At 70.4% G+C, this 17791-nt stretch carries 13 protein-coding genes; 8 read left to right on the plus strand and 5 right to left on the minus strand.

Translation table 11 applies throughout. The annotated features are described in order from the left end of the window. Window positions 1-23: 23 nt before the first annotated feature. Entirely contained in the window at window positions 24-1043 is a 1020-nt protein-coding gene (locus ACEYYH_RS03055; protein ID WP_374976818.1) for a zinc-dependent alcohol dehydrogenase family protein, read from the plus strand. A 54-nt stretch (window positions 1044-1097) separates the two neighbouring features. Here ACEYYH_RS03055 and corA read toward each other — a convergent pair whose 3' ends face one another. After that, entirely contained in the window at window positions 1098-2096 is a 999-nt protein-coding gene (corA, locus tag ACEYYH_RS03060) for a magnesium/cobalt transporter CorA (RefSeq protein ID WP_374976819.1), read from the minus strand. 105 nt (window positions 2097-2201) lie between these two features. Continuing rightward, on the minus strand, window positions 2202-4676 hold the full coding sequence (locus ACEYYH_RS03065; RefSeq protein ID WP_374976820.1) for a transglycosylase domain-containing protein: 2475 nt from the start codon (window positions 4674-4676) through the stop codon (window positions 2202-2204). A 124-nt stretch (window positions 4677-4800) separates the two neighbouring features. Here ACEYYH_RS03065 and ACEYYH_RS03070 point away from each other — a divergent pair, with 124 nt between their 5' ends. From ACEYYH_RS03070 to ACEYYH_RS03080, 3 genes are read left to right on the plus strand one after another with little or no spacing between them, the layout of a single operon-like run. Next, window positions 4801-5769, plus strand: a complete 969-nt coding sequence (locus ACEYYH_RS03070) for a squalene cyclase (protein WP_374976821.1) — start codon at window positions 4801-4803, stop codon at window positions 5767-5769. Between the two features lie 58 nt (window positions 5770-5827). Further along, window positions 5828-6751: a S1C family serine protease gene (locus tag ACEYYH_RS03075; protein WP_374976822.1), complete on the plus strand. Its 924-nt coding sequence runs from the start codon at window positions 5828-5830 to the stop codon at window positions 6749-6751. Between the two features lie 46 nt (window positions 6752-6797). Continuing rightward, entirely contained in the window at window positions 6798-7265 is a 468-nt protein-coding gene (locus ACEYYH_RS03080; protein ID WP_374976823.1) for a hypothetical protein, read from the plus strand. Window positions 7266-7269: 4 nt separating this feature from the next. On the opposite strand, the gene ACEYYH_RS03085 is transcribed toward ACEYYH_RS03080, so the two are convergent. Continuing rightward, on the minus strand, window positions 7270-7488 hold the full coding sequence (locus ACEYYH_RS03085) for a hypothetical protein (RefSeq protein ID WP_374976824.1): 219 nt from the start codon (window positions 7486-7488) through the stop codon (window positions 7270-7272). Window positions 7489-7545: 57 nt separating this feature from the next. Further along, window positions 7546-8544 carry an Lrp/AsnC family transcriptional regulator gene (locus ACEYYH_RS03090; RefSeq protein WP_374976825.1) on the minus strand — a complete coding sequence of 333 codons (999 nt, stop codon included), beginning with the start codon at window positions 8542-8544 and terminating at the stop codon, window positions 7546-7548. A gap of 145 nt (window positions 8545-8689) precedes the next feature. On the opposite strand from ACEYYH_RS03090, the gene ACEYYH_RS03095 reads away from it, so the two are divergent. The 3 genes from ACEYYH_RS03095 to ACEYYH_RS03105 are packed head-to-tail and all read left to right on the plus strand — an operon-like array spanning window position 8690 to window position 12752. Next, the gene (locus tag ACEYYH_RS03095; protein WP_374976826.1) at window positions 8690-9919 is read left to right on the plus strand and encodes an amidohydrolase; all 1230 of its coding nucleotides are present in this window, start codon (window positions 8690-8692) and stop codon (window positions 9917-9919) included. 50 nt (window positions 9920-9969) lie between these two features. Then, entirely contained in the window at window positions 9970-11367 is a 1398-nt protein-coding gene (locus tag ACEYYH_RS03100) for a DUF3100 domain-containing protein (RefSeq protein WP_374976827.1), read from the plus strand. Continuing rightward, window positions 11367-12752: an L-serine ammonia-lyase gene (locus ACEYYH_RS03105; RefSeq protein ID WP_374976828.1), complete on the plus strand. Its 1386-nt coding sequence runs from the start codon at window positions 11367-11369 to the stop codon at window positions 12750-12752. Before ACEYYH_RS03100 ends, ACEYYH_RS03105 begins: the two co-directional genes overlap by 1 nt. Window positions 12753-12765: 13 nt before the next feature. On the opposite strand, the gene helR is transcribed toward ACEYYH_RS03105, so the two are convergent. After that, complete coding sequence (gene helR / locus ACEYYH_RS03110) at window positions 12766-14940, minus strand: RNA polymerase recycling motor ATPase HelR (protein ID WP_374976829.1); 2175 nt, start codon at window positions 14938-14940, stop codon at window positions 12766-12768. 336 nt (window positions 14941-15276) lie between these two features. On the opposite strand from helR, the gene ACEYYH_RS03115 reads away from it, so the two are divergent. After that, complete coding sequence (locus tag ACEYYH_RS03115) at window positions 15277-17631, plus strand: arylsulfatase (RefSeq protein ID WP_374976830.1); 2355 nt, start codon at window positions 15277-15279, stop codon at window positions 17629-17631. Window positions 17632-17791 lie beyond the last annotated feature (160 nt).

Consider the following 17791-nt stretch of genomic DNA (forward strand, 5'->3'; position numbering starts at 1 on the left):
ACCTCATCCAGAAGGAGAACCACATGCGCGCAGTCGTCATGCACGCGCCCGGCGACGTCCGGGTCGAAGCGCGGGAGAACCCCGCCATCATTGAGCCGACGGACGCGATCATCCGTCTCGCCGCGACCTGCATCTGCGGGTCGGACCTGTGGCCGTACCGCGGCGACGACGAGGTCGATCGCACCCCGATGGGGCACGAGTACGTCGGCGTGGTGACCGAGATCGGGGACGACATCAAGAACGTGAAGGTCGGAGACTTCGTCGTCGGATCGTTCTTCGCGTCCGACAACACCTGCGAGATCTGCCAGGCCGGCTACCAGTCGCGCTGCATCCACGCGCACCCGATGGGGGCGATCGGCACGCAGGCCGAGTACGCCCGGATCCCGCTCGCCGACGGCACGCTCGTCGCGACTCCCGGCACGCCCGACCCCGACCTGATCCCGTCGCTGCTCGCGGCCTCGGACGTCCTCGGCACGGGGTGGTTCGCCGCTGTCGCCGCCGAGGCCGGACCCGGCAAGACGGTCGCGGTCGTCGGCGACGGCGCGGTCGGGCTGCTCGGCATCCTGGCGGCGAAGCAGCTGGGCGCGGAACGGATCATCGCGATGAGCCGTCACGCCGACCGTCAGGCGCTTGCCCGTGAGTTCGGCGCGACCGACATCGTCGAGGAGCGTGGCGACGCGGGAGTCGCGAAAATCAAGGAGCTCACCGGCGGGTACGGCGCGCACAGCACGATCGAGGCCGTCGGCACACAGGAGTCGATGATGCAGGCCATCCGCGCGACCCGTGCGGGTGGGCACGTCGGGTACGTCGGCGTCTCCCACGACGTCTCGCTGGACGGCCTCGAGTTGTTCTTCTCCGGCGTGCACCTGCACGGCGGGCCGGCGCCGGTGCGTCGGTTCCTCCCCGAGCTCATCCAGCTGATCTGGGACCGTCGCATCGACCCGGGCAAGGTCTTCGACCTCTCGCTGCCCCTCGCCGAGGCCGCCGAGGGCTACAAGGCGATGGACGAGCGCCGCGCCACGAAGGTGCTGCTCACGGTCTGACGGGCGGGTGTGGAGACGGATACTGCGGGGTCGCGGCATCCGTCTTCACCCGTCTCAGAGCCAGTGGCGCTTGCGGAACACCCAGTAGAGGGTGAGGCTCGTCGCCGCCATCAGGGCGAGCGCCATCGGGTAGCCCAGCGGCCATTCCAATTCGGGCATATACACGAAGTTCATGCCGTAGATGGTGCCCACGAGCGTGGGGCCGAACAGGATCGCCGCCCAGCCCGAGATCTTCTTGACCTGCTCGTTCTGCACGAGCGCGGTGTCGGTCTGGCGCTGCGTCACGATCGTCGCGTTGGCGGTGAGGGCGTTGTCGAGGATCGAGCGGAACGCCGAGGCCTTGTCGATGATGCGGAGGGCGTGGTCGTGCACGTCGCGCAGCGACCGCTGCAGCTCGAGGTCGACCTCGTACTTCGGCGCCCCGCGCTGCAGCCACTCGAGCATGTCGGCCAGCGGCGCGACCGCGCGCTGGAGCAGGATCACCTCGCGCGACAGATCGTAGATGCGCTTGGACAGCGAGACGCCGCCGCTCTCGAACAGCGCGTCCTCGATCTCGTCGATGTCGTTCTCGACGCCCTCGATGACCGGCGTGTACTCGTCGACCACCTCGTCGAGGATCGCGTAGAGCACCGCCTCGGGCCCGCGCGCGAGCAGGTCGGGCTCCTGCTCCATCCGCCGGCGGACGCGGCTCAGGTCGGGGGACTCCGCGTGCCGGATCGTCACGATGAAGTCGGGCCCGACGAACACGTGCAGCTCGCCGAAGTCGACCGTCTCGCTCTCGTCGATGTAGCGGGCGGGCCGCAGCACGACGAAGAGGATGTCGCCGTACCGCTCCAGCTTCGAGCGCTGGTGTCCAGTCAGCGCGTCTTCGACCGCCAGCGGGTGCAGCGCGAACTCGTCGGCGACCTCGGCGATCTCCTCTGGGGTCGGGCGGAAGAGCCCGATCCACGCCATCCCGTGATGTGCGCGGGTGTACTCGAAGGTCTCGGCGAGGCTCGACGGATTCTCGATCCGCTGACCGGCGACGTACACGCCGTTGTCGACGATGGGCATCGGGCAATTCTCCCTGGCCCGCACGTCGGCGGGCAACGATCCTCACGGTTATCAGACGGACGGATGCTGCGCCTCCGCGTCCGCGGTGGGTGGCAGCCCGGTCGGTCACCCGCCGTCGCTGCTGCCGCCTCCGGTGTCGCCGCCCCCGTTGGTCCCCCCGTTCCCGGTTCCTCCGTTGCCGTCGCCCTCAGTGCCGTCGTCGTCTGGGACCGGTGTCGGCGTCGGTGTGGGTGCGGGTGTCGGGGTGGGTGTCGGGGCCGGTTCGTCGGTGCGAGGTGCGGTGGCCTGCGAGCTCTTCGTCAGCTGCGCCTCGGGGTCGGGGAACGCGCTGCCGGGGTAGGCGGCGTTCGCGGCGGCCTGCACCGCCCTGCCGATGCGGTAGCGGATGTCCGACAGCTTCGTGCCGTCGTGCCACGTGTTGAAGACGTCGCCCCCGCCGTCGACGTTGCCCGCCCACGTGGCTGTCGTCACGGCGGTGCTCGACTCGATCATCCACGTCTGCCACGCCTCGTGGGTTCCGGTCTTGCCGAGGAGCGGGGTGCCGTCGCCGGGGTTGCCGGCGGTTCCCGTTCCCCCTGAGCTCATCACGCCCTGCAGCGCGTAGGCGGCCGTCGCGGCGACGCCGGGCTCGAGCGCCGTGGCGCACGAGCTCTCCGGCTTCGCGATCTCGGAGCCCGCAGCATCCGTCACCCGATCGATGACGCGCGGCTGGCAGTAGGTGCCGCCGTTGGCGACGGTCGCGTACGCGGCGGCCATCGCGATCGGCGAGACCGCCGTCGTGCCGATGATCGAGCTCAGGCTGTCCATCGAGATGGGCTCGCCGTCGGTCTCGGTGACCCCGAGGCGGTTCGCCAGTTTCTGGATGTCGCAGAGGTCGAGCTTCTCGGCCATGGCGAAGTAGCCGGTGTTCAGCGACGACGCCGTGAACTGCAGGGGCGTGCCGACGCGGCCGGCCGCCTTGCCGAAGTTGTTCACGAGGGTGTTCGAGGTGTTGTCCCAGTCGCCGTCGCACGAGTTCGTGAGGTGGTCGAACACGCGCAGCCGCCCGTCGAGGGTCTCGTTCACCGAGTGCCCCTGCTCGAGCCAGTCGAGGAGCGTGAAGAGCTTGAACGTGGATCCGGCGCTGAAGCCAGTGGAACCGCCGACGGCGAGGTCGCCGGCGAAGACGAGCGACGAGTAGTTCGGATCGTCGTCGACGGCGGCGTCCTCGCTGTACTTCGTGTTCTGCGCGATCGCGAGGATGCGGCCGGTGGATGCCTCGATGCTCACGGTCGTCGACCCGAAGCGTCCTGTCGACGCCCCGCTGGAGGTGGGCATGGTGGCGGAGGTGGGCGCGTACTGCGTCATCGCCTGTTCGGCGGCCGACTGCACGCGGGAGTCGAGGGTCGTGTAGACGTTCAGTCCGCCGCGCTGCAGGGTCTGCAGACGGTCGGTCGCTGTCTCGCCGAAGGCGGCGTCGCTGAGGATCACGTCCTTCACGTACTCGCAGAAGTAGGCCGCACCGCCGGCTGCGGCGCAACCGGTGACGGTGGGCGTGATCGCCGGGGCGATGGGCTCGATCGCGGCCGCGACGTACTGGTCGCGCGTGATCTTGCCGTCGTCGAGCATGCGGCTGAGCACATAGAGCTGGCGCACCTTCGTCGAGGTGTAGCCGTCGGCCGCGGCGACCTTCTGCTCTTGGGTGATCTCGCCGGACGCCACCAGGCTGTCGAGCGCACCGAGCTTCGCTCCTTCGTCGATGACGCCATCGGGCGCCTTGTTGAAGGTCGCGCCGTCGGAGGTCGTGATCGAGCCGGCAGGCCGGTCGATCCGGTAGGAGTTGGGGTTCTGGACCATGCCGGCGAGGGTTGCCGCCTGACCGACGGTGAGGTTCGCGGCGGTCGTGCCGAAGTAGTAGCGGGCGGCCGCTTCGACACCGTACGTGGTGCCGCCGAAGTTGGCGATGTTGAGGTAGCCGAGCAGGATCTCGTCCTTCGAGTACGTCTGCTCGAGCGCGACGGCGTACCGCATCTCCTGCAGCTTGCGCTCGATGCCTTCGGTACCGGAGGACGTGGTCGCCTCGGACCAGCAGTCGTACTTCGCCTCCTGCGTCGTGGCGGTCGCCTCGCACTGCTGCACCAGCACGTTCTTGACGTACTGCTGGCTGATGGTCGACCCGCCCTGGGTCTCGCCGCCGCCCTCGAGGTTCGACAGCACGGCACGGGTCGTGCCGATGAGGTCGACGCCGCCATGGTCGTAGTAGCGCGGGTCCTCGCTCGACAGGATCGCGTCGTACATCGCCGACGAGACCTGGTCGTAGGTGACCGGCGTGCGATCCTGCTCGAGGAACTGCGCCAACAGCTGCTCCTCACCCGTGTCGGGGTCGGTGGCGTAGAAGTTGCTCGGCGCCATGAGCTGGTCGATCTCGAGCGTGCTCGGCAGGTTGTCGAACAGTGTGATGGCCTGGGACGCCGCCGCGCCGGTGAGCGCGACCGCCGGGGTGACGGTGGCGGCCACGAGGACTCCGGCAAGGGCGCTGAGGCCGAGCAGCCCGGCGAGACCGCCGAGGAATCCGCTCGCCCGTCGTCGGGATTCGGGCATGCGATCGAGCGTAGAAAGCGGGCCTGGACGGTTCTGGTGACGAAGCTATGTGCAAGGTGGATGCTGCGGGTCGGCGCGGTGCGCGGGGATCGACGTTGTCGGCGGCGGTGGCTAGCCTGCCCGCATGACCATCGATCAGGATCTGCTCGACTGGCTGCTCGACTCCGACCCGGCCCTGCGCTGGCAGGTCGAGCGCGATCTCGCGGGGGCTTCGCCCGAGGTCTGGCAGGCGACGCGTGCGCGTGTCGCGACCGAGGGGTACGGTGCTCGGCTGCTGGCGGAACAGGACGCCGACGGCCAGTGGGCCGGGGGCGCTTTCTTCCCGGCCGGCTTCTTCGGAAGCGCCGAGCAGGACGAGCCCGGTCAGCCCTGGGTCGCGACGACGTGGGTGCTGAAAGACCTCCGCGAGTGGGGCGTCGATGCGACGGCGCTCGACGGCACCGCCGACAAGCTCGGCGCGAACAGCCGGTGGGAGTACGACGGCCTGCCGTACTGGGGTGGCGAGGTCGACGTCTGCATCAACTCGTACACCCTGGCGAGCGGCGCCTGGCTGGGCGCCGACGTGTCGCGGCTCGTCGCATGGTTCCCCGAGCATCGGCTGGCCGACGGCGGCTGGAACTGCGAGGCCGAGGAAGGCGACTCGGTGCGCTCCTCGTTCCACTCGACGATCAACGCGGCGCGCGGCATCCTCGCGTACGAGCGCATCGCGGGAGATACGAGCATGCGCGACGCCCGGCACGGCGGCGAGGAGTATCTCCTGTCACGTCATCTCATGAACCGGGCGACGACCGGCGAGGTGGTCGGCGACTTCGTGACGCGGTTCGTCTACCCGAACCGGCACCGCTACAGCGCGTTGGTCGCACTCGACCACTTCCGCGACGTCGCGCTGCTCGAGGGCACTCCGCCCGACCCGCGGATCGCCGACGCCGTGGAGGTCGTGCGCGCCGCCCGGCAGCCCGACGGCACCTGGCTGCAGACCACGCCGTTGCCTGGTCGCACCTGGTTCGACGTCGACGTCGCCGAGGGGGAGCCCTCGCGGTGGCTCACGCTGATCGGCACGCGAGTGCTGGATTGGTGGGATGCTGTGCCCTGACGCTTCCGCCGTCGGCGAACTTCCGCCGCAGCATCTGTGACGGGTCGACACTGGTCTCGTGGACGACCAGGAGGCGCTCGACGCCTACTCCTCGGCGGTCATGCGCGTCGCGCAGATCGTCCTGCCGTCCGTCGCGGCCGTGAGCGTGCGCACGCGGCAGGGGGCGGGAGCCGGCAGCGCGTCGGTGATCACGTCTGAGGGACACCTGCTCACCAGCGCGCATGTCGTCGAGGGTGCGGTGGGGGTGGAGGTCGCGTTTCCGGACGGCACGGTGGCGGCAGCATCCGTCATCGGTGCCGATCCTCTGTCGGACCTCGCCGTCCTGCGCGCGGACGTCGACACTCCGCCGCCGCTGACGATGGGGGATGCCTCGAAGCTCGGGGTGGGGCAGCTGGTCGTGGCCCTCGGCAACCCGCGCGGGTTCTCGGGCAGCGTGACGGCGGGGATCGTGTCGGCGCTCGGGCGGTCGCTGCCGACGCGGTCGGGGCGCGTCATCGACGAGGTGATCCAGACCGACGCGGCCCTCAATCCGGGCAACAGCGGCGGCGTGCTCGCCGACAGCGCCGGCCGTATGGTCGGGGTCAACACGGCGGTCGCCGGCATCGGACTCGGCCTCGCGGTGCCGATCAACGCGACGACCCGCGAGATCATCGACGCCCTGCGGGTCGCGGGCCGCGTGCGGCGAGCCTGGCTGGGCATCGCGGGTTCGACGGTGCCCCTCGGCCCTGACGTCGCAGCGAAGGCGGGATCGAGGGTCGGGATGCAGGTGGTCTCGGTCGTGCCGAACAGCCCCGCCGCGGTGGCCGGCGCCCGCATCGGCGACATCGTGCTCTCACTCGACGGCGTCACGATCGCCGACCCGACGGCGCTGCAGCGGCGCATGGTCGAGGGCGCGATCGGCCGCCGCATGGAGATGACGGTCTGGCGCAACGGCGCGCTGGTCGACGTCGTGGTGCTGCCGGAGGAACTGCGGGTGCGCTGACACCCGCCGATCTACGCTGTGACTGTCGCTGAAGGAAGGAGTCGCGGTGTCCAGCTATGACGAGCACTTCTCTCATGCCCATGTTCCGGGGCCGGGTGAGTCGAGCATCCCCGAGCTCGAGATCGACGAGAACATCCCGCCGCGCCCCGAGGAGGAGGTCGCCGACGTCGCGCGGGCGGAGCCCGACCTCGCAGACCACAGCCACCATCGGTACGTCGTGCGGATATGGCGTGGAGTGATCCGCACGGAAGACCGCGACGAATATGTCGACTATGTCGAGCGGACGGGCATCGAGGAGTATCGCGCGGCTCGGGGAAACAAGGACGCCTGGACGCTGACGCGCGAACTCGCCGGCGGCCTGACGGAGATCCTGACCGTCTCGCGGTGGGACAGCCTGGACAGCATCCGAGGATTCGCAGGCGACGACATCGACAAGGCGGTGTACTACCCGGAGGACGACCGCTTCCTCGTCGAGAGGGACGACACCGTGCGTCACTACGTGCAGCGCGGCTGATTCATCACGGCACGTCGCGCCGCTTCAGACCCACATCCGCGGCGATGCCCGCCGCGATCACGCAGAAGCCCTTCGCGGCCGGGTGGAGGTCTTCGCGAAGGTCCGCGGTCCACCGGTGTTCGGCGACGTCGTCACCCGCGAGCACATGCAATCCGTGAGCCCGAAACCCCGAGGCATCCGCCTCGCTCACGATGCGGTCGGCAACGGTCTGGGCGCGGGTCACGCATTCCCGTCTGCCTGCCCGCAGGACGTGTCCACCTCGCTCAGCTGCGGAGTGGATCTACGCGCTGGCTGCGGGCCCGGCGAACCCGGTCGCGCGCGTGTCGGCGCCCACGGTCTGATTCATGTGCTTCGCGATGCGGAGGACCACGGCGCGGTCCCCGATGCGCGCCCCGCGCAGCGCTGACTCCAACGCGACCTCGAAGCGGTTCACGTCGGCGAGGCGGCGGAGCCATACTGCGAGGACGAGGTTGTACCTGCTGGCGGCGGTGAACGCGAGCCGCACCTCGGGCACCGATGTGATCGCGGGACGGGCCGCCTCGAGCAGCTGGGCCGGAGCCTCGACGAAGTACCAGGCGTAGATCGGCCAGCCCGACGCCGCACGCGCCATGTCGGTGCGGAAGCGAAGGCTGCCGCGCGCCCGCAGGGTCGCCAGTGCGTCTGCGACGCGCTGAGGCGCGAAGCCACTGCGCTCGGCGATCGTCGCGACCGGCACGCGCCCGTCGGCCCAGACCTCTTGTTCGATCACGGCGCGCAGGTCGTCGGGCACCCGCTGTGCAGCGCGCGGCCGCGGCGGACGCGGCGGCCGCACGTGCTGCGCTTCGGCGGGGTCGAGGGCGCGCAGACGCCAGCTCCCTCCGTCGATCAGCGTCTCGTTGGCCAGGTGCGTGCGTACGGATCGCACGCCATCGAGCCGTCCGAGTCGGTGCAGCGCGTAATCCGACAGCCCGGAGATGTCGCGTGCGAACACCAGTGCCATGAGGTCGCGCGAGCCGGATGTCACATCCAGCACGTACACGGCGGGGTCTCGCTGGAGCTCCTGGACGACGGCATCCAATTTCGCCCGTTCGCAGTCGATCTCCATCAGCGACAGCTGACCCTCGGTCGAGTGCCCGGTGACCCAGGCGATGCCCTCGTCGCGCAGGCGAGCCCAGCGACGGGCGAGGGTACTGGCATCGACGCCGATGACGGGGGCGAGCTCGTTCCAGCTCGCGCGCGGCTCGATCTGCAATGCGTGCACGAGCCGGCGATCGACGGCGTCGAGCGAGATCTCCTGCATCCGCGACCTCCCTGGAACCGATCCCGGACTCCAGTGTCCCGCATTGCAGCCTTGATTTCCGCAGATATCAAGCATCTTCACGGAGTCGAAACATGCGAACGCGCACCATATCCGCAACGTTCGCAACGCCCAGAGAGGACCCACCGTGAGCCCGACCACCACGGAAGCTGTGACGATCACCGAGCTGAAGGACCGCGCCGCCACCGCCGTCGACGCTCGTCGCGACGAGCTCATCGGACTGAGCCATGCGATCCACGAGAACCCCGAGCTCTCGTGGGAGGAGCATGAAGCCGCTGCTCTGGTGGCGCGCACCCTTCAGGACGCGGGCTTCGAGGTCGAAGTCGGTGCGTACGGCGTCGAGACCGCGATCGAAGCGGTATACGGCACCGGCGGTCTCACGGTCGCGATCTGCGCCGAGTACGACGCGCTGCCCGGCATCGGGCACGGCTGCGGGCACAACGTCATCGCGGCATCGGGCGTGGGCGCCGCGCTGGCGCTCGCTCCGCTCGCCGACGCCGCGGGCCTGCGGATCAAGCTGCTGGGCACGCCGGCCGAGGAGCACGGGGGCGGCAAGGTCGCCATGCTGCTCGAGGGCGCGTGGGAGGACGTCGACTTCTCGCTCATGGTCCACGGTATGACGGGGCAGGACATCTCGGCGACGAGCTTCCGCTCCACGGCGGTCGACCGCTTCGAGGTCGTCTTCCACGGCCGCACGGCTCACGCGGCCGGCATGCCGGAACAGGGCCTCAACGCCGGCTCCGCGGCCGCGATCGCGCAGACGTCGATCGCGTTCCTGCGTCAGCAGCTGCCGAAGGAGACGAACCTCAACGCGTTCGTCTCGCTCGGTGGTGAGGCGACGAACATCATCCCCGACCGTGCCGTCGTGCAGGTCGAGCTGCGCGCCTACGACATCGACGTGTGGCGCGAAATGAAGAAGCGCGTGCTCGCATGCTTCGAAGGCGCCGCGATCGCGACGGGATGCCGGTGGGAGTGGGCTCCGACCGAGCATCCGTACGCCCCCATGAAGCACGACGACGCCCTCGGCGCGTTGTGGGATGCCAACCTCGTCGCCCGCGGCCGCACGATCAGCCCCGCCCCGCTCGGCGGCGGATCCACCGATATGGGCAACGTGTCGCAGGTCGTGCCGACGATCCACCCCACCATCGCGTTCCTCGGGCAGTCGGGCCCCGCCCACAACCCCGAGTTCACCGCGGCTGCGGCCACGCCCGCAGCCGATGAGGCCGTCATCGACGCCGCCACGATCCTCGCGTGGACGGTGCTCGACGTCGCCCTGGACGACGCCCTGCGCGCCGACCTGCTCCACCGCACCGCCGAGCGCCCCGCCGGGGCGACCCGGATCACGCTCGAGGCATGACCGATCCCGCTCGCCGGGGCCGCGAAGCCTTCCCACCTGGAGAACCCGAAATGACCACTCACACCCGTACAGGCGATGACGCCTCCACCGGAAACTCATCGAGCCCGATCGCGAGGGCGGCCACGGCCGTCGCCCTCGGCCTCCGCAGTCCCCGGCTGTGGATCCTCATCGGACTCGTCGTCGCGATCTCCGCCGGCGCGCAGGCGATCGGCCCGATCGTCATCCCGCTCGGCATCGCCTCGGTGACGCTGCTGCCGATGATCTGGGGCATCACCGCCGGCGCCGTCGTCTCTGGCCAGCGCCTCAAGCCGCTGCCGATCGATCTGCAGCAGGCCGCCACGGTCATCATGGGCGTCGCGGTGCTCTTCCTCTGCGCCCGCCTGTCGTTCACGATCGGCCCCAACATCCCGATGCTCCTGCAAGCCGGGCCCGCCCTGCTGCTGCAGGAGGTCGGCCACCTGTTCGGCACGATCGCGCTGGCCCTTCCGCTCGCCGTGCTGCTGCGCATGGGACCGGCCACCGTCGGCGCGACCTTCTCGATCGACCGCGAGGGCTCGTTCGCGATGGTGAGCGAGCGCTACGGTTCCGACTCGCCGCAGTACCGCGGCGTGCTGTCGATGTACGTCTTCGGCACGATCTTCGGCGCCGTCATCGTGAGCCTCATCGCCTCGCTGGCCGCGTCGCTCGGAATCTTCGACCCGCTCGCGCTCGCGATGGGCGCCGGCGTCGGCTCGGGCTCGATGATGGCGGCCGCCGCCTCGGTGATCATCTCGGCGCACCCCGACATGCAGGACCAGGTGCTCGCGCTCGCTGCCACCTCGAACCTCATCACCGGCGTCCTCGGCGTGTACGTCGGCGTGTGGGTGTCGCTGCCGCTCGCCGACCGCTTCTACAAGCTGCTCACGCGCAACAAGGACGCGACCCTTCCGGGCCGTCGCCCCAAGGCGACCGGGGCGATGCCGACGTCGGCGGTGAAGACCGTCGAGGAGACGGTGCTCGAGAAGCCCACGGTCAAGGTGCCCCTGTGGGTGTCGCTGCTCATCATCGGGTTCGCCGGGCTCGTCGTCGCGACGATCGCCGCCAAGGGCTTCTCGTGGGACATGGTCATCGCGTACGTCGTCATGGGTGCGCTCGTCGCGGGCGGGCTCGCTCTGGCCAAGGTCACCCGCGGCAAGGTTCCCGCGATCATCGTCGTCATGACGATCGGAGCCTTCCTCACGTCGCCCGTCTCGCCGGTCGCCGGCTGGTTCACGACGGTATCGAACACGATCGACTTCCTGTCGCTCATCACCGTCATGCTGACGATCGCCGGCCTGAGCCTCGGCAAGGACCTCCCGATGCTCAAGAGCATCGGCTGGAAGATCATCCCGGTCGGAACCGTCGCGATCGCGGCATCCTTCCTCCTGTCGGCCGTCGTCGCCGAGTTCGCCCTGGGACTGTGGGGCTGATGACGGGCGTCTCCGTCGAGGTCGAGCGCGGGGTCTACACCTCCGCGCTCGACCTCTTCTCGATCGGCATCGGCCCGTCGAGCTCGCACACCGTCGGTCCGATGCGCGCGGCCGCGGACTTCCGGGCCCGGCTCGCCCGCGCCGGTGTCCTGGCGGACGTCGTGCGGTTCGGCTGCCGCCTGCACGGGTCCCTCGCGGCGACGGGCATCGGACACGGGACACCGGATGCCGTCATCGCGGGTCTGCGCGGACACCGGCCCGAGACGGTGGATCCGGTGGTCGTGCACGGCGGGTGGGCGTTGCTGGAGTCCGGGGTGTCCCTCGATATCGGGGGTGTCCCGTTCGTGCGCGAAGACCTGGTGTTCGCGTCACGCGAGCGGCCGCACGGGCACCCGAACTCTCTGCTGCTGACGGCCGAGCTCACCGCCGGAGGCGGGGTCGTCGAAGAGGCGTATCTGTCGGTCGGCGGGGGGTTCATCCGCAGGGTGGGGGACGAGTCCGCCGGTGCGGGGGCGGGGGTGCGGCCCGAGGCGACCGCGGACGCGCCGCGCTTCCGCACGATGCGCGAACTCCTCGATCTCGCCCGAGGCCGCACCATCGCCGACATCGCGTGGCAGACAGAGGCAGCCGTTCACGGCGCCGCCGCCGCACAGGCCGGTCTGGACGCGATCTGGGCGGCGATGCGCGCGTGCATCGAGAGGGGTTTGCACTCGGACGGGGTTCTCCCCGGCGGGCTTCGGGTTCCGCGACGTGCGGCCGCTGCATGGCGGCAGCTCGTCGAGCGGGGCGGATCGACGGATGCTGCCGAAGCGGTGTCCGTCTATGCCCTCGCGGTCAACGAGGAGAACGCCGCGGGCGGTCGGGTCGTCACCGCACCGACGAACGGTGCCGCCGGGGTGCTGCCGGCCGTGCTGTACCAAGCGGCCGCGCCGACGGGCTTCGATCCCGGACTCCTCCGCGCCTTCCTCCTCACCGCGACCGCCATCGGGTCGCTCATCAAGGCCAACGCCTCGATCTCCGGCGCCGAAGCGGGATGTCAGGCCGAGGTGGGCAGCGCCTGCGCGATGGCGGCCGCGGGCCTCACCGCGGTCCGCGGGGGCACGCCCGCGCAGATCGAGAACGCCGCCGAGATCGCGATCGAGCACCACCTGGGGCTGACCTGCGACCCGGTCTCGGGTCTCGTGCAGATCCCCTGCATCGAGCGCAACGCCGTCGCGGCGTCGACCGCGATGACCGCGAGCAGACTGGCGCTGCTCGGTGACGGCAGCCACATCGTCGACCTCGACACCGCGATCGAGACCATGCGCCAGACCGGCGCCGACATGTCGTCCCGCTACAAGGAGACCAGCGCCGCCGGCCTCGCCGTCAACGTCGTGGAGTGCTGACGAGCCCCATCGCTCAACCCTCCAGAACCACGAGCCGCTCGGTCGCGCGGGTCATCGCGACGTAGCGGTCGACGGCGCCCTCGATCCCATCGCCGAACGTCGACGGCTCGACGAGCACGACGAGGTCGAACTCGAGACCCTTCGCGAGCTCGGGGGTGAGCGAGCGCACCCGCTCCCGGGGCGCGAACGACGGGTCGCCGATGACGCAGGCCACGCCTTCGGCGTGCGCCTCCAGCCACTCCGCCACCACCGCATCGCGCTCTGACACCGCGCCGCGGCGCACCGGCACCCCGCTCGACCGGATCGACGTCGGCACGTTCGCGTCAGGGATCGCCGCCCGGATCACCGGCTCGGCCTCGGCCATGACCTCGCTCGGCGTGCGGTAGTTGATCGTGAGCGACGACACGCCGACCTCGGTCAGACCGGCATGCTCCAGGCGCTCCTGCCACGACTCGTGGAAGCCGTGCCGCGCCTGCGCCCGATCGCCGACCACGGTGAAGCTGCGCGACGGACAGCGAGCCCGCAGCATCCGCCATTCCGCATCGGTCAGCTCCTGCGCCTCGTCGACGATCACGTGCGCGAACGGCCCCGCGAGGAGGTCGGCGTCGACCTCGTCGAGCACCGACTCGTCGACGAGGCTGTTGCGCAGGTCGTCGCCGTCGAGCCACTGCATCATCTCGTCGCCGGCCTCCTTCAGACGGTCGACGACCTGCGCCATGTACTCCCGCTCCTGCGCGAGCTTCGCCTCGCGCTCCCGCCGGCGCGGTGACGCGCCCGGGTCACCCAGCCGTCGCCGGGCCGCGTCGAGCAGCGGCAGGTCCGCGGTGGTCCAGGCCGCAGCATCCGTCCTCTGCAGCGCCTCGATCTCATCCGGTTCGAGCCATGGCGCCGAGCGGCGCAGATACGCGGGGACGCTCCACAGATCGGACACGAGAACGGATGCCTCGACCAGCGGCCACGCGCGACCGAAGGCGCGCGTCAGTTCCTCGTTGCGGGCCAGCGCCCGGCGCAGCTGGTGCCGCGGCACCTCTTCGCCGTCGACCTGGTCGGTGAGGATGTCGAGGACCGTCTCCCAGACCTGGTCGCGCGCCTCGTTGTGCGGCAGGCCCGCCTCGGCCGACGCGAACGCCTCGGCCCAGTCCTGGGGTGCGAGCCACAGCTCGGCCCACGGTGTCTCGACGAGGAGGCCTTCGGTGGGCGGCTCCTCGTAGAGCCGGACGGCGGGCTCGATGGCGTCGACCAGGCGGGCGTCGGCCTTGAGGCGGGCCACGAGAGGATCGGTCTCGGGACCTGCGGCCGCACCCTCCGCCACGAGGTCGCGCACGGTGCAGGTCTGCACGCTCTCCTCGCCGAGGCTCGGGAGCACGTCCTCGACGTAGGAGAGGTACGCGGGGCTCGGGCCGACGAACAGCACGCCGCCGCGCCCCTCGCCGAGGTGCGGGTCGGAGTACACGAGGTACGCGGCGCGGTGCAGCGCCACCACGGTCTTGCCCGTGCCGGGGCCACCGTCGACGACGAGCGCCCCGCGTGAGCCGGCGCGGATGATCGCGTCCTGGTCGGCCTGGATGGTGCCCAGCACATCGCGCATGCGCGGCGACCGGCTGGCCCCGAGGCTCGCGATGAACGCGGACTGGTCGTCGAGCGCCGCGTTGTGATCGAGCCCCTCGGCGGTGAAGACCTCGTCCCAGTAGTCGGTGACGTGGCCGCTGGTCCAGCGGTAGCGGCGGCGGCTCGCGAGGCCGGAGGGTTTCGCGTGCGTGGCGCCGAAGAACGGCCCGGCGGCGGGCGTGCGCCAGTCGACGAGCAGGCGTCGGCCCGCAGCATCCGTGAGTCCGAATCGCCCGATGTAGACGGGGTCCGAGCCGTCGGCGGGAACCATGCGGCCGAGGCACGCGTCGACCCCGAAGCGGCGCAGCACTCGCAGCCGCGCCGAGACCCGGTGAATCTCGATGTCGCGCTCGACGCCCGCCTGGCCGTGCCCGCCGGGGCGGCGGCGCAGCTCGTCGAGGCGCTGCTCGAGTCCCGCGATCGAGCGCGCGAGGGTGTCGGCGATCGCGGCGAAGTGCTGCTCGTCGCCGCCGATGAGTACCGGGTCGGACTTGGCGGCGAGGCGCGCGGGGAGGTGGAACGCGGTGGCGTCGGCTGAACGGGAGGACGGGTGCGAATCGCTGATCGGAAGGGAGTTCACGGCATCGGCTCCTGGCGGCTTCGCGACGCGGTTCGGGCGGAGTCAGTGAGAGGGGGAGCGGGGCGGGGGAGCGTCGCGACCGACCAGTATGCGCCCTCGAGGGGCCCTTGCCGCAAGGCCCCCACCCCCGGATATCCTGGTAGTGGCAGGAAGGTCGCGCCTCTGCGTGCGCAGACCCCGCCTCGACCCCCGGCGGTCCTCGTCCGCCGTCACGCACTGTTCACCCTCGCGGTGGAGTTCACGCGATGCGAATGATGCCCTCCCCGCGCGCCGCTCGATACCGTGGCGACTGGGGGGCCGCTGTGCCCGCTCACTGCTCGGGGACAGGAGACACGCATGACCGCTGACGACCGCACATCCATCGTGGGGGACCCGCTTCCTCCCGCACGCACGCTGCCCTTCCCGCCGAAGCCCTCGGGCAGCTACGCGGGGCGCACGCTCGCCGAGTCGACGTATTCGCCGCTGCCGCCGGAGCGCCACCTGAACGAGGACGCGCCGAACGTGCTCGTGATCCTCATCGACGACGCGGGTCCCGCGCTGCCCGCGCCGCTCGGCGGCAAGGTGGCGACCCCGACGCTCGACCGCATCCGTCAGGGCGGCATCGGCTACAACCGTTTCCACACGACGTCGATGTGCTCGCCGACTCGCGCCTCGCTGCTCACCGGCCGCAACCACCACCGTGTGGGCGCGGGCCAGATCGCCGAACTCGCCAACGACTGGGACGGCTACTCGGGCCACATCCCCAAGTCGAGCGCCACCATGGCCGAGGTGCTGCGCAACTACGGCTACTCGACCGCCGCGTGGGGCAAGTGGCACAACACGCCCGCCGAAGAGACCACCAAGGCCGGGCCCTACGAGAACTGGCCCACCGGCAACGGATTCGAGTACTTCTACGGGTTCCTCGCCGGCGAGGCGTCGCAGTACGAGCCGAACCTGGTGCGCAACACGACGTCGGTGCTGCCGCCGAAGTCGCCCGAGGAGGGCTACCACCTCAGCGAGGACATCGCCGACGACGCGATCGCGTGGCTGCGCGACCACAAGGCGCTCTCGCCCGACAAGCCCTTCTTCATGTACTGGGCGACCGGCGCCATCCACGGCCCGCACCACGTGCACAAGGAATGGGCTGACAAGTACAAGGGCGTCTTCGACGACGGGTGGGACGCGTACCGCGAGGACGCGCTCGCCGGCGCGAAAGCGGCGGGCTGGGTCCCCGAGGATGCCGTGCTCACGCCCCGGCCGGAGTCGCTGCAGGGCTGGGACGACATCCCCGACCACCAGAAGCCGTTCCAGGCCCGTCTCATGGAGGTGTGCGCCGGGTTCGGCGAGCACGCCGACGTGCAGGCCGGCCGTGTGGTCGACGAGCTCGAGCGGCTGGGGTACGCCGACGACACGATCGTCATCTACATCTGGGGCGACAACGGCTCATCGGGCGAGGGCCAGAACGGCACGATCAGCGAGCTGCTCGCGCAGAACATGATCCCCACCACGATCGACCAGCACATCGCGGCTCTCGAGGAGCTCGGCGGTCTCGACGCGCTGGGCACGCCGGCGACCGACAACCAGTACCACGCGGCCTGGGCATGGGCGGGCTCCTCGCCGTACCAGGGCATGAAGCTGATGGCCTCGCACCTCGGCGGCACGCGCAACCCGATGTTCATCCAGTGGCCCGGGCGCATCGAGCACGACCCCGTGCCGCGCACCCAGTTCCACCACGTGATCGATCTGGCGCCGACGATCTACGAGATCCTCGGGATCTCGCATCCCGACACCGTGAACGGCATCCCGCAGGACCCGATCGACGGCACGAGCTTCGCGTATTCGATCGACGACAAGACCGCGGAGGGGCGGCACCGCGTGCAGTACTTCGAGATCATGGCGAGCCGGTCGATCTACGAGGACGGCTGGATCGCCTCGACGACCGGTCCGCGCCTGCCGTGGGTGCCCGGCATGCCGGCCGGCATCCAGACGTGGACGCCTGACGACGACAAGTGGGAGCTCTACAACCTCGACGAGGACTGGAGCCAGTCGAAGGACCTGGCCGACCAGCACCCCGAGAAGCTCGCCGGGCTCAAAGAGCTCTTCGCGATCGAGGCGGCGAAGAACAAGGTGCTCCCCGTCGGCGGTGGGCTGTGGGTCGTGCCGTTCCACCCGGAACTGCGCATCACCCCGCCCTACACCGAGTGGGAGTTCACCGGCGACACGTCCCGCGTGCCGGAGTTCTGCGCTCCCGCGCTGGGCAACAAGCCGAACGTGGTGACGATCGAGGTGAAGGTCGGCGACAAGGCCGACGGCGTGCTGTACAAGCTCGGCGGAGCCGGTGGCGGCCTCACGGCGTTCGTGGTCGACGGTGTTCTGACGTACGAGTACAACCTCTTCCTGGTGCAGCGGACGACGGTCGCGGCGTCCGAGCCGCTCGCCGCCGGCGACCATACGATCGAGATCGAGACCTCGTACCTCGAGCCGCGTCCCGGCGGCCCACTCAGTGTCGTGCTGAGGGTCGACGGCACGGAGGTCGCGTCGGGCACGGTGCCGGTCAGCGCGCCGCTGCTGTTCTCGGCGAACGACTGCCTCGACGTCGGGCGCGCCTATGGCGGTGCGGTGTCGCGGGCGTACGCCGACAAGATGCCGTTCGCGTTCGACGGCGAGATCGGCCGTGTCCACGTCGCGTACAAGGTGCCCGCCCAGGCGTAGCAGGGCAGGAAGCGCCGGCCCCCGATCCTCGCCGGTCGGGGGCCGGTGCCGTTCACGAACGCGGGCGGATGCTCCGCCCCGAGTCCTCGGCCGGCCCAGCCCGGCCCGCGCAGAGTGCTTCAACAGGTCAACCGGGGTTCCACAGGAGCCAACAGCGAGA

The sequence above is a fragment of the Microbacterium trichothecenolyticum genome, from assembly GCF_041938625.1.
Taxonomy (GTDB): domain Bacteria; phylum Actinomycetota; class Actinomycetes; order Actinomycetales; family Microbacteriaceae; genus Microbacterium; species Microbacterium trichothecenolyticum_D.

Coding starts and splice junctions, on each gene's coding strand:
- ACEYYH_RS03055 (WP_374976818.1), top strand. CDS start 24: ATGCGCGCAGTCGTCATGCACGCGCCCGGCGACGTCCGGGTCGAAGCG.
- corA (WP_374976819.1), bottom strand. CDS start 2,096: ATGCCCATCGTCGACAACGGCGTGTACGTCGCCGGTCAGCGGATCGAG.
- ACEYYH_RS03065 (WP_374976820.1), bottom strand. CDS start 4,676: ATGCCCGAATCCCGACGACGGGCGAGCGGATTCCTCGGCGGTCTCGCC.
- ACEYYH_RS03070 (WP_374976821.1), top strand. CDS start 4,801: ATGACCATCGATCAGGATCTGCTCGACTGGCTGCTCGACTCCGACCCG.
- ACEYYH_RS03090 (WP_374976825.1), bottom strand. CDS start 8,544: ATGCAGGAGATCTCGCTCGACGCCGTCGATCGCCGGCTCGTGCACGCA.
- ACEYYH_RS03100 (WP_374976827.1), top strand. CDS start 9,970: ATGACCACTCACACCCGTACAGGCGATGACGCCTCCACCGGAAACTCA.
- ACEYYH_RS03105 (WP_374976828.1), top strand. CDS start 11,367: ATGACGGGCGTCTCCGTCGAGGTCGAGCGCGGGGTCTACACCTCCGCG.
- ACEYYH_RS03115 (WP_374976830.1), top strand. CDS start 15,277: ATGACCGCTGACGACCGCACATCCATCGTGGGGGACCCGCTTCCTCCC.